Source organism: Primorskyibacter flagellatus, assembly GCF_048268605.1.
Lineage (GTDB): Bacteria > Pseudomonadota > Alphaproteobacteria > Rhodobacterales > Rhodobacteraceae > Primorskyibacter > Primorskyibacter flagellatus.
In genome coordinates, this window is record NZ_JBLWVF010000008.1 from 103,848 (window position 1) to 115,922 (window position 12,075).

At 59.3% G+C, this 12,075-nt stretch carries 8 protein-coding genes; 2 read left to right on the forward strand and 6 right to left on the reverse strand.

Annotated elements, in window-relative coordinates; all coding sequences use genetic code 11:
- The first annotated feature begins 106 nt into the window (after window positions 1-106).
- Both ACN0WV_RS11015 and ACN0WV_RS11020 read left to right on the forward strand, forming a co-directional pair.
- The gene (locus ACN0WV_RS11015; protein WP_417605731.1) at window positions 107-796 is read left to right on the forward strand and encodes a TRAP transporter small permease; all 690 of its coding nucleotides are present in this window, start codon (window positions 107-109) and stop codon (window positions 794-796) included.
- A 5-nt stretch (window positions 797-801) separates the two neighbouring features.
- A complete protein-coding gene (locus ACN0WV_RS11020) occupies window positions 802-2,178 on the forward strand; it encodes a TRAP transporter large permease (RefSeq protein ID WP_417605733.1) in 1,377 nt (458 codons plus the stop codon).
- Between the two features lie 211 nt (window positions 2,179-2,389).
- Here ACN0WV_RS11020 and ACN0WV_RS11025 read toward each other — a convergent pair whose 3' ends face one another.
- The 6 genes from ACN0WV_RS11025 to ACN0WV_RS11050 are packed head-to-tail and all read right to left on the reverse strand — an operon-like array spanning window position 2,390 to window position 11,918.
- Complete coding sequence (locus tag ACN0WV_RS11025; RefSeq protein ID WP_417605735.1) at window positions 2,390-6,175, reverse strand: nSTAND1 domain-containing NTPase; 3,786 nt, start codon at window positions 6,173-6,175, stop codon at window positions 2,390-2,392.
- A gap of 51 nt (window positions 6,176-6,226) precedes the next feature.
- Window positions 6,227-7,291: an ABC transporter substrate-binding protein gene (locus ACN0WV_RS11030; protein ID WP_417605737.1), complete on the reverse strand. Its 1,065-nt coding sequence runs from the start codon at window positions 7,289-7,291 to the stop codon at window positions 6,227-6,229.
- Complete coding sequence (locus ACN0WV_RS11035; protein ID WP_417605739.1) at window positions 7,291-9,141, reverse strand: SLC13 family permease; 1,851 nt, start codon at window positions 9,139-9,141, stop codon at window positions 7,291-7,293. Before ACN0WV_RS11035 ends, ACN0WV_RS11030 begins: the two co-directional genes overlap by 1 nt.
- A gap of 3 nt (window positions 9,142-9,144) precedes the next feature.
- Entirely contained in the window at window positions 9,145-9,831 is a 687-nt protein-coding gene (locus tag ACN0WV_RS11040) for a class I SAM-dependent methyltransferase (RefSeq protein WP_417605741.1), read from the reverse strand.
- Complete coding sequence (locus ACN0WV_RS11045; protein ID WP_417605743.1) at window positions 9,828-10,799, reverse strand: nucleoside/nucleotide kinase family protein; 972 nt, start codon at window positions 10,797-10,799, stop codon at window positions 9,828-9,830. Before ACN0WV_RS11045 ends, ACN0WV_RS11040 begins: the two co-directional genes overlap by 4 nt.
- Complete coding sequence (locus ACN0WV_RS11050; RefSeq protein WP_417605745.1) at window positions 10,800-11,918, reverse strand: type 2 periplasmic-binding domain-containing protein; 1,119 nt, start codon at window positions 11,916-11,918, stop codon at window positions 10,800-10,802.
- Window positions 11,919-12,075 lie beyond the last annotated feature (157 nt).

The window sequence follows — 12,075 nt, forward strand, 5'->3', positions numbered from 1 at the left end:
GGGGCAGGCATCATCAAACGATAGGGGCGGAAAGGGGCCTTTCCGGTCTGCGGCCCTTCGGGGTGGTGGAGCCCGACTCCAACCAGACATAGTTCGGAGGGGAAACATGTCCGCTCACTATCAACCGGAAACGGCGCTTGGCCGTTTCGTGAACGAGATCGAGGAGACCGCGATTGCGCTAATCCTTGGTGTCATGACCATCATCACATTTGTCAACGTCGTGCTGCGCTACGGGTTCAACACCGGGCTGGTCTGGGGGTTGGAGGCCGTGACGTTCCTGTTTGCATGGCTCGTGCTTTTCGGGGTCAGCTACGCCGTAAAGGTGACCGCCCATCTGGGCGTGGATGCGGTGATTAACCTGTTCTCGCCTGCCACCCGCGTTGTTCTGGCGCTGTTCGCCGGTGCGCTTTGTGTTATCTACGCTTCGCTGTTGATGAAAGGTGCCTGGGACTATTGGGCCAATTTCGCAAACCTGCCGCAGACCACGGGACGGTGGTTCCCGACCGGGCTGGAAGACATGAAGCGCACATCCTATCGCGGCTGGTACGAGGTGGTGGATATACGCTTTCCGGAATGGCTTCGCTGGATTGAACCGATCATGAACGAGGGCGAGCATTACGAAAAACTGCCCCGCTTTATCCCCTATGTCATGCTGCCCTTCGGCATGGCGCTGCTTTTGTTTCGGTACATACAAGCCACCATTCGTCTTGCCACGGGCCGCTCCAAAAGCCTGATCGTCAGCCATGAAGCCGAAGACGCCATCGACGACGTCGCGCACATGAATCGCGAGGGCTGATCGACATGGACGTTGTCTCACTATTCGTCATGGTTATCGGTCTGATGCTGATCGGTGTGCCGATCGCGGTCAGTCTGGGCCTGTCATCCATCGTCTTCCTGCTGGTGCTGAGCGATACATCGCTGGCATCTATCGCACAGACCTTCTTTCAGGCGATGGCCGGGCATTACACGTTGCTGGCGATCCCGTTCTTCATCCTCGCGTCCAGCTTCATGTCCACTGGCGGCGTGGCGAAGCGCATCATCCGGTTTTCCATTGCGATTGTGGGGCACCTGCCCGGCGGGTTGGCCATCGCGGGGGTTTTTGCCTGCATGCTTTTCGCAGCGCTGTCAGGGTCTTCGCCTGCCACTGTGGTCGCCATCGGCTCCATCGTGATCGCGGGCATGCGGCAGGTGGGCTATTCCAAGGATTTTGCCGCCGGTGTCATCGCTAATGCGGGCACGCTGGGCATCCTGATCCCGCCGTCCATCGTGATGGTGGTCTATGCGTCTGCCACTGACGTCTCGGTTGGGCGCATGTTTCTGGCCGGCGTCATTCCGGGGCTGATGGCGGGCTCGATGCTGATGCTGACGATTTTCATCATCGCGGTTGTCAGGAAATTGCCGAAAGGCGAATGGAAGGGCTGGGGAGAAGTGTTTCTTGCCGGGCGCGAAGCGGGGTGGGGTCTGTTCCTGATCGTCATCATCCTTGGCGGCATCTACGGCGGTATCTTCACCCCGACGGAGGCAGCGGCGGTGGCGGCCGTCTACGCCTTCTTCATCGCCAGCTTTGTCTACCGCGACATGGGGCCCCTGTCGCGCCCCGAAGGCCAGCGCAACCTGACCTTGCTGGACAAGCCGATAGCACTGATCACGGTGTTCTTTCATCGCGACACCCGCGATACGCTGTTCGAGGCCGGCAAACTGACAGTGACGTTGATGTTCATCATCGCCAACGCACTGATCCTGAAACACGTCCTGACGGACGAACAGATCCCCCAGCAGATCGCCGGCGCGATGCTGTCTGCGGGCTTCGGCGCGGTGATGTTTCTGGTGATCGTGAACGTGATCCTGCTGATCGGCGGCCAGTTCATGGAGCCGTCGGGCCTGATCGTCATCGTCGCACCTTTGGTCTTTCCCATTGCGATTCAACTGGGCATCGACCCGATCCATCTGGGCATCATCATGGTGGTGAACATGGAAATCGGGATGATCACGCCGCCCGTCGGCCTGAACCTGTTCGTCACATCCGGCGTCGCCGGAATGCCGATGATGCGGGTCGTGCGGGCCTCGCTTCCGTTTCTGGCAGTGCTGTTCGTGTTCCTGATCATGGTTACCTATATCCCGATCCTGTCGACATGGTTGCCGACAACCTTCATGGGGCCGGAGATCATCACCAACTAGATGCGACAAACCCGAACGCATCATTCGGTTTAAGGATCATATCGGCCTTCTGGCTTTTTGAGCCGAGAGGGCCGATTGGGGCCGGACGTCAACGCAGATATATCGTGTCAAAATAGGCTGATTTCATCGTCTGCTTGGACGAAACTTGCTTTGGAGTGCATGTTGAGCGGCGTGATGCTGAAAGTCTTCAACGGACTGACGGTTGCGCATCTCACTGGAAGGTAAGGATTCGAGTCAGAAAGGCGCGGCCCCTGGACCAGATACTGGCAATGTCCGAAGGCAGCGCCACCTGCGAACAAAGCTCTGCCATGGATTTCCCGGCTGCGTGCGTAGTGGGATCTTGCGCGATCATTTTGTCAGCGCATATCAACAATTCCTGCGGATCAAGGTAATACTCGAACAAAGTGTCCGCCGCGACCGCCAGCCTGCTGGATGTGCCGGCGCTGAACGCAACACCCTCGGCGTTGCCCGAATAGCCGGTCACTGATTGCCGGACCCCGCCTTCATGCGCGTCCTGAACCTGCACGCCGTTTTGGGTAATGACAGCGATCCATTTCTCATTGGTTGCGCCGCGGTTGAACTGCCGTACGTCCAGCCCGCTTTTCCAGTTATATTGGTCAGTCCGGTCGGTCAGCTTGGACAGCTTGATCGTGGAATCGTCGCTGGCGCTGGCAAGTCGGCTGGCATCCTCGTTGAAATTCAGGGCATTCACCGGCTGTTGGTGATGGGCCACGATCTTTGAGGCCGCAGTCGTTTTTGCGCTCTTGTCCAGCGTCCAGAGATAGACCCGGCCACTCCAATCACCCGTGGCAATACGAAGCCCGCCTGCCTCCGGCGCACTCGCCGATTTGGGCGCTACTGCAAGCGACACGACAGGAGCGCTGTGTTCCAGCGTGTGCAGCGCGCTTCCCATGGTGACGTCCCATAGCCGAACGGTCTTGTCCCAACTGGCGCTTGCCAAGATGTGAACGGCGTCGCTATCGGGCACAAATGCGAGGGCAGAGATTGCGGCATCATGTGCGTAGCGATGTATCAGCTTGCCCGACGATATGTCCCAGACCTTGACCATTTTATCCCAGCCACCGCTGGCCAGCATACCATCCTTGAACGCGAGCGCCGTGACGCCTTCGGCGTGGCTTTCAAGCCGGTGAAGCAGCGCACCAGTGGCGGCATCCCAAAGTGTAAGCTTGCCGTCCCAACCCGCCGTAGCAAGCACGCGGGCATCCTCGCTGAAAGCAAGATGAGTGACGTGAACATCTTGCCGCGGCAAGGCAATACCGTTTGTCGTCCAGGACTTATCGGAAATCGGTGTGACCACCACGGACCCGTCCCGGCCCGCAACCGCTGTGCGGCTGCCATCGGGGGCCACGGAAATGGCCGACACCTCGACCTGTTGTGGCATGACCGCAGACAGTTTCGGGCGGTCCGCAGGATTGGATATGTCATATAAGTCGACATTGCCGCCAGCCACCGCCGCGATGAAAAAGCCGCCGGACGGGCTGACTGCAAACTGCCGAACCCTGTCAGCAGCCAAGTTGGGTGCGGGTGTTGCGCTGCACTGACGGGCCGTGTCGTCGGGCACATTCCACGTCAGCACCGCGCGGTTTCGATCCAGCGAGATCATGCGCTGCACTGCGGTGCCGCCGTCGCCTGGCGGCGGGAGGAAGTGAACGTCGGTCACGGCATGTTTGTGACCTTTCAAGGTTTGCTGCCTCTGCGCAGCCTGCACCGCGCGGTTCAGCGCGCTCTGCGCGGCGGGCAGCACCAGCCCATCATGGGTTTGGGTCACGCAAACGGCCGAGCGCGCCGTGACCATGCTTTGCACCGGGTCCGTGCCCATCAGGCCAAGTGCAGTTAGCGCCTGCTGCCGTGCCCAGGACATGCGTTCGGACATCTTGGCCTCGTGTTCCTTGACCAAAGCATATCCCAGAAACCCCAGCAGCACCGCTGTGACTGCCATCACGATATTGCGGCGTCTGCGGCCTTGGCGTTTTCGCATCGCCTCGCTTGTCTGCACAAACGCCTTGCCGGTCTTGTGTTCCGGCGTTCGCCCGTCAAAACCGCCGCGTTTGAGAAGTTCGACCGCCTGTTCTAGCCGTGACCCGCGCCAGAGATGATCGGCGGGGCGTCCGGCCTTGTCCCATGCGACAGAGGCTTGCCTGACCTGTTGGCGAAGCAGGAATTCCGCCCGGTGATCCTCGATCCAACTGCGCAGCGGTTTCCAAGTCCGGAACAGCGACTCATGCGCCACTTCCAGCACCCGTGTGCCACCCTCGGCGCGCGAAACCAGCAGCCGCCGCTCGACAAAACTGTCAAGCAGGTCTTCCACGGGGCGCAATTCCGGCGCATCCCAAGGCACGGGCTGGCGCGCAAACTGGCCGTCATCCGCAAGCCGCACCATTTGCAGAAATGCGATACGCAGCGCGGGTTCCTTGTCGTTCTGGCGGGCGCGGGCAAGGATGGCGTCCGCCTCGCCCGCGATGGCACCATCCAGACCGCCCAAAACCTTATAGGCGTCCAGGGTCAGCAATCCGGCCTGATGACAATCGCGCCACATCAGCCAAAGGGTGAAGGACAGAAGCGGTAGCGCATCGGACGTGCTGGCATCCTCAAGCAGCCGATCGGCCAGTCCGGGCTCCAACTCTATCGCGCCCAGCTTGGCCGGCGCTTCGATCACCTGCCGCATGCCTTCGACCGCCATGGGGCCAAGCGACAGCGTCTCGAAATCCATGCCAAGCTGCGCGTTCGCGTGCTGAAAGGATTCCAGAAAATCCGACCGCATCGTGACAAAGACGGTGATCGGTGAATCTTCGACATCCAGCGACGCCGCCAGAAGGTTCAGGAAATGCGCAGTCTGGGCATTGGTCCCGAGTTGGCCAAGAAGTTCCTCAAACTGGTCGATAACCACCAGCAGCTGCGCTTCGGGCTGGCCGGCGCTGCGACGCAATTGATAAGCAAAATCGACAAGCGGGGTGGATCCGGGACGCATCGGCGCATCCTCGGGTTCTTGATTGCAGATCCGCCGGAGGTCATCGAGGCTCCAGTCCAGAAATTCAAGCAACGACGCGTTTGCGTCCGAGGGCGGTTCGTGGCGGAGGGCCTCAAGCCTTGCCAGAAGATTGTGAAGGCGTTCGTCTTCCTGTGGCTTTGTCTCTGCTGTCGGGGGATCTGGCTCCATTTGATGCGTCAGCAGCAGGGGCGGTGCTTTGTGCCATGTCTCCAGCCGCCGTTGGATGTTTTCGGGCTTGCGCGCGTCGGGTGTTGCGTTGGGGGCGTAGCGCCGCAACGAATTACTGAGCGATTGCGCCAGTTCCGCAAACGGGTCGCGACCGGGGCGAAACGGATCGACGATCACCCAGTGTTTCGGTTCGCGGCGCAGCCGGGGCAGAATACCGGCGCGCGCGAGCGAGGATTTGCCGCTGCCGGAAGCCCCCAGCACCATGATCAGCCCCGGTGCGCCACGGTCCAGAAATTCAACGCCTGCGCGCACCTCGTTTTCGCGGCCGAAAAACACCGGTGCGTGTTCTTCGTGATACGCGTTCAGACCAAGATAGGGCGATGACCTGGGGTCCCAATCGCCAACTGCGCCCAGCAGATCCAGTTCCGAAAGCCCGTGCCAGAGCCGCCTGTATCCGTCCTCGGGGTTCGCCCGCAGGTCTATGAACTGCTTTTCAGTGATGATCGAGGGCAGCTTGGCATCCGGTGCCAAAGGATCGGCCAGAAGCGCCATGATCGGCTTGCCCTCCATCCGGGCAAGGGCGATCTCGGCAAAGCACCAGTGTGATTGCAGATAGGATTCCGTGCAGATCGCAATCACAACCCGGCAGGCCCGCAATTTTCGGTAGAGCGTCCTTTCCCAACTGCGTCCCGCAACGATGCCCTTGGTCGGATCAAGATCAAGAAATACGCAGACATGGTTCTGCTGCCGCAGCCGTGCTTCAAGCTGCTTGGCCAGCGCGCTGTCGGCAGAACTGTGACTGATGAAGATCGTGCTCATAGGGCGTCTGTTTCAATTTGCCGCCAGCTGCGCTTTGCGGGGACGGCCACGTTAACAATCTCCCGTGTAGAAGTTGCCTGTGGCGCGGGCAAAGGCTTCGTGGATGAAGGGGACGATCAGGCCGCGCCGTTCCAGCGCCGGTTGACATATATGGACCAGAAACTGCTTTGACGTCATCGTGCCCATCGGCGCGGCCCCGTCTAGGACCGACAGGGCTTCGCGGGCTGCGACCTCGCCCTGTTCGTAGGGTGACGCCGATACGCTGAGCATCGCGCCATCCTGGCTGTTGGTCCAGCCCATGCCGACGATCGGTACGGTGGCGTTTGCCTCGGCCCATTTCATAACCTGACTGGCCGGACGAATGAAGGGTCCGTCCTCGCCGTCGCGGATCTGTTGATAGTTGGTCACAAGAATAAGGTCTGCATCCTGCCCGGCGCGCTGCACCGCCTGTTTCCATTCGTCGAACGTGTCCACTTGCACCGGGTCCAGCCACTCGAACGGAGCCCAGTCGATGCTGGTAAAATGCGGAATGTCGGCAGTGATGGATGCTGACCTGTCACCGATGAACACGACGCGGGGCTTGGCGATTGGTGCCACCCCCTCCGCGACCTGCACTTGAAGTAGCGTAAGCGAAATGTCGCGGATCACCTCCATCGGTTTGCGTTCGAGGATGCCGCTGACATTTTTGCTATCGCCGTAATAGGCGGCGGGATCACCATTGACCCCGCCAAACACTACTTTGATCGCTGGCTGCCCGTCTTCGCGGTCCTTGAAAAACTTCTGACCCACCAGCGTTTGCGCGGGGTCGTCGAACAGGATCAGCACGTCTGGCTGGGATTCCTCGACCACCCTGTTGGCCAGCTTTGCGGCTGTGCGCCGAAAATCCTCACCTGTATGGTTCTTCAGATCCATGTAATGATAGCGGACCAAGATGCCCGGATGATCCTCTATCGCGCGTTCGATGCCTTCGTTGATCGCCTCGACCCATGAGTAATCTGTATTGTAGCTGTGGATAATCAGGATCTGCTGAGCGCGGCTTTTCTGCCAGTAGACCAGCGCAAAAAACAGCCCCATGAAGACCAGCATGACAGCGATGCGCAGAGAGTTTCTGTTCATCAGATCAAATCCAGCTTTTGCCAGTACACCAGCGAGCCGTAAATTGCGCCGATCCGCAGGGCCAGCATGACAATATTCGCGGTGATGATGCGCGACTCGTCACAAACTTCGGCCATGCCGCGTGCTGCAAGATCGTTGCGAAGCTTCAGGAAATACGAGCTTTGATACGGAAAAATGAACGTATCGGCGACGGCAAGGATGACGAAGCCAATCAGCCACAGTGACGTGCCCTGCGCGATGGCCAGTGGGAACAGCGCGGTCGCGAACAGCACCACAGTGACACCAGTGGGCAGGGCCAGCCGCACCAGCAGGATCATGGCCGAAAGCATCAGGATGAAGAGCGGAAAGTCGCTGCGCATATACGCACCGAGCCACCCCAGATGGCTGACGATGAACGTGTCCAGCCCCGTGCTGGCGGCAATGGGCACCCAGCCGACGATTGCCCCGATATAGACCAGAACCGGCCAGTCGATCTGGTTGCGCAATGCTTCGCGCTGGAGCGAGCCGAACAGCATGAGCGTCACGAAAATGGCCAGCGCGACCCAGGGCACGTCAATGCCGTGTATGGCCTCTGTCAGAATCCCGAGGGTCATGGCGGTCACTGCCAGAATAGCGACCCATTCCAGCCGCGCGATGGGGCCGAGGATGCGGCGTTGTTCCAGGATGGTCTGCCGCGGGATAGAAAACTGTCGGGCACCGCGGAAAAGCACCACAGAGACTGCGAAGTAGGACACAAGCACAAGCAGGCCAAAGACCGAGGCCGCGTTGAACCACGACAGCCAGTCAAACGCGAATTGCGTTTGCGGATCAAGAAGCCCGTACACCACAAGGTTGGGCACAGATGCCGTCAGAAACAGCGGCACAAAAATCGACACACCCGCCGTCAGACTAAAGATCAGCCGATTGGCAAAAACGTCTTTGCGCCCGGCCTTGGAGATCTCGACCAGGTCCACGAGAAAGGGCGAGATGATGGTGATGCGGCCCACCACCGACGGAATGATCGGCGACAGCAGCGTCCCAAGGCCAAACAGGCTGAGGCTGTACCCAAGCGACGTAGAAGGGACGCGCGACAAGACCCACAGCGAGAACCGATAAGTCACCCCCGACGCAACCATCAACGCCCCGATGCCGAAGATGCTGAGGCAGATGAAGAAGCTTTCGGAACGAAAGCCGGACAGCGCCTGTTCGGGCGGGGCGACATCCAACAAGATCACCGCAAGCGCGGCAAATAGCGGCGGCACATATTCCGGCACCAAGCCGAACAGCCACATGCAGACAGTGACCGAGATTATGGCGAGGAAATCGGTCGCGGCGTCGCCTAGGCCGATGGCAGGGCCGATGAAATACACCGCAACCGGCCAGACGATGGCTTGAAGCCAACCGGCAATTGCGAGGAGTGTTGCATCGCCTGTTAGCGTCGCGGGGATCTGCGACGTGGCGGTATTGCCCGGATCATCGTAGCGGCTGGCGTAGGATTTGAAGAAAAGCTCACGCAGGGATCGGCTGATCTCGGCTATGCCCGCAAGGGCTACGGCCGGGATCGCCAGCACGTTGGAGTCTTCTACCGCGATGGCGGCATCCGTGTGGGTGTCGATGCCCAGCAAGGCCTCTTCGCCTGCATAGCCTTCATTCCGCGTGACAAAGCGGCCGCTCGGACATTCCAGGCGGATCGTGCCGCGCTGGATCAGATAGACGGTCCGGGCGGCGTCGCCCGTCTGGTACAGATATGCCCCCGCCGAAATCACGCGCGTCTCGATATGTGGCAAGAGTTTTGATAGCTGAATCGCTGATAATTGCCCGAGGATCGGGTCGGACAGCAGTCTGTCAGCAGAGAGGGCATTGGTTGCCATTGCTCAGGATGTCCCGCCGCCGTTTTTGCGCGAAACGCGGTACAGCGGGCGGGGAACTGGCCCGACATGAGTGGCGAAGTGGCCAATCAGCTGAATATCAAGCGCGCCACAGGTCTCGAAAATTGCCAACTCTTCGTCCGGCAGATAGGTGTCCCACGTATAGCCGGGGGGCGGGATTTCGGATTTCAGCGCCAATTCGACAAACAGAACCGGAATGCGCTCCGTCAGCATCTGCATCATGCCCTGAACATGCTTTAACCCCTTGTTCTGCACGATATGGTGGAGAATGCTGAAGAAAAACGCATAGTCGAAGTCTCCGGGCGCTATTTGTGCGCAGGTTTCAGCCGAAAGCTCTTCTTGCACGAATGTGGCGCTGCCGGGCGTGTAGCGCTGGATTTCCTGACACAGGCTGACATTGCGCGGGTCAATATCGCTGCCGCGCCCGATCATGCCGCGATCCACGAAATACAGCGTGTTATAGCCCAGTGAACAGCCCGCATCCCACAGCTTGCGTCCCTCTATATTGTCACCCATCGCCGCCTCGACCGCGCGGCAACGGTCCAAGCAGGGGCGCAGCGGCCCAATCGCGGGCTTGTGGGGGTAGTTGTAAAGCGGCTGATACACGTTTTTGCCTTGCCCCAGCAGGGCGTCTACGCGCGCCTGTTTATCTGCCTCGTTTGTCACGGTCATATAGTCTCTGCCTCTGTCTTGGCCTGCGATTGCGGCCGACGGACCCCCAGAAGATTTCTGTCAGGCCCGATTTCCAGCACCACATCGGCGATGTGTGCGTTTGGCATGACCCATTGGGTGATGCTGGGTTGCAAGGCTTCGTTCCAGAACGCTTGCATCTGCTCTTCGGTGAACCCGGCCTGCCCATGGGTTTGTTGGCGGATTTTGCGTTCTCGGCCAAAACGCCATTGCTGCAATTGGGCAATCGGAGCGTCGAGGTAGATGAAGAAATCGAACCGATCTGCCAGTGTGTCATAGCCGGGGCAGCGCGCGCCGACCATCGCCCCGTCGAAAATGCAGATGTCGGGCGTGTCCGGCAGAACCTCGTCCGCCGCTGGCGTGTCGCGGCCCAGATCGTAGCGTGGAACGGTCAACGTCTCGCCCCGGCGATCAAGTGACGAGACAAACGCGCAAAGCCGTGCGGTATCATGCGATCCGGGCAAGGTCCGCCACTTGTGTCCACGGCGCAGACGTTCTTCTTTCGGGAAATAGAAGTCGTCCAGCGAGAGGCTGAGACAGCGTTGCTTGGCAGACGCCATCATCGGCAGACAGGCGGACAGGATCTTGGATTGCGTCGTTTTGCCAACCCCCGGACCCCCGCCGATGCCAACCAGAAAGGTGCCGGACGCTTCGGTCGCGCGTTGGCTTAGATATTGCGTAAGCGGCACGATGATCTCGAACAGGAAAGTCGCGCTGGGATCAGAGATGCCAAAACCCGCCATCACTCGTTCATATTCCGGCGTCAGATCGCGGAACAGCCGCAAGCGGCGCTCGACGTGATCCCCGTTCCATTTACCACCGAACAAGGCAGTCTCCAGCGGGTTTCGGGACAGACGTTTCGCGATCAAGCGATACGCCTCTGTATCGCTTTGCAACGCGGCGCGAGCCAGCCGATCGACAGTCGGATCGTTCAATTCGGGCATCTCCATTCATCGAGTATTGTCAGGGCTCGCCGCGTCCAAACACTCTTTGAAATGGCTGATACTATCGAAAAAGAACGCTTCTGCCTGTTTTCTGGAGCAGTAGCTGCTGATGATGTCCGGGTTAGTATACAGGACATCCATATAGTGTGTGCGATTGAATTTCTGAAAATTCTCGGAGTTGAAGGCTTGCTGGAACAACCAGTCCAGAAATTGTCGTCGTTCGGGCGGTATGTTCTGCTGTACGAAAAAGCCCCGGAACCGGTAATAGGCATGGCATTGTTCCCGGTCAGGCGTAGCGAAAGACGTGGTCGGCCCAAGTCGCGCGGTCAGCGCCTGTGTAACGTCCTTCTTTGGCAGCAAGGTGAAGATCGGCTTCAGGAAACCACCTTCTATCAGCCGCGCAATGTCGCCGGGTTGCTCGATCAGGGCATCGGCGTAGCCGTCCTTGCTGTCCGTCTTGTTGAACAGCGAAAAGTACCTTTCGGACCCGCTTTCATAGGCTTGCGGCACAAAGGCGGGCGGGGTGGCTGGGTCGTTGGCCGTGGTCGGCACCTCTTCGATCACCGGCGTTTCGGCAGAGGTGTCGAGCGGGATCAGAAAAGCTTGCTCGAACTTTTCCAGCAGGAAATCCTCAAGCCCAAGGCCGGTATCATCGCCGCCGAAAATCGCGATTTTCAAGGTCGAGGTGTCACCCGCCGATGCGTGATCGACAAACCCGCCAAGATCCGAAAACCGGGTATCATCGGTGCGGATGTAGAGCTGACTGAAGGTGATCTGCGCGATGTTCAGGGGCGTCAGGAACACATCCTGATCGGGTGAGGTGGCAAGCAGGCTGGCATAGGTGTCGTTAAGCTGTATGACGTTATACCCGTTTGGAGGCAGTTCCGAAAAATACTCCAGCGCGACTTCCAGGTTGCCGCCGAACTTGAACAGAAGATTCACCTCTATGTTCAGATCGTTGCCATCGGCGTCCTTGAGATTGCGGATGGCCTTTGCGATCTCGTCACTCAGCGGCAGCGACCCGGATGCGGTGCTGCGCGGAATGAAGATATTGATTGGCTGGTCCGGGAAGCCGGCGGGCATCGGCACAGGGTCAACATCACAGGTCTGGGCCAATGCGGGCATTGTTGAAATGACAGCAATTACGGCCAGAAAAACCCATGCACGCAGACAACCAAAGACCGAACCCGCGGCGTGAAGAGTGGTTCTGGCCAAGTTGATGCGGTTCCTGCGGTTCGGTTTCATCAGGTTTTCGTCAGGGGCAAGCGTATTCCAGCAAACA

Excerpts from the sequence above, each read along its gene's own strand:
- ACN0WV_RS11050 (WP_417605745.1), bottom strand. The coding sequence starts at position 11,918 with ATGCCCGCATTGGCCCAGACCTGTGATGTTGACCCTGTGCCGATGCCC.
- ACN0WV_RS11030 (WP_417605737.1), bottom strand. The coding sequence starts at position 7,291 with ATGAACAGAAACTCTCTGCGCATCGCTGTCATGCTGGTCTTCATGGGG.
- ACN0WV_RS11025 (WP_417605735.1), bottom strand. The coding sequence starts at position 6,175 with ATGAGCACGATCTTCATCAGTCACAGTTCTGCCGACAGCGCGCTGGCC.
- ACN0WV_RS11020 (WP_417605733.1), top strand. The coding sequence starts at position 802 with ATGGACGTTGTCTCACTATTCGTCATGGTTATCGGTCTGATGCTGATC.
- ACN0WV_RS11045 (WP_417605743.1), bottom strand. The coding sequence starts at position 10,799 with ATGGAGATGCCCGAATTGAACGATCCGACTGTCGATCGGCTGGCTCGC.
- ACN0WV_RS11015 (WP_417605731.1), top strand. The coding sequence starts at position 107 with ATGTCCGCTCACTATCAACCGGAAACGGCGCTTGGCCGTTTCGTGAAC.
- ACN0WV_RS11040 (WP_417605741.1), bottom strand. The coding sequence starts at position 9,831 with ATGACCGTGACAAACGAGGCAGATAAACAGGCGCGCGTAGACGCCCTG.
- ACN0WV_RS11035 (WP_417605739.1), bottom strand. The coding sequence starts at position 9,141 with ATGGCAACCAATGCCCTCTCTGCTGACAGACTGCTGTCCGACCCGATC.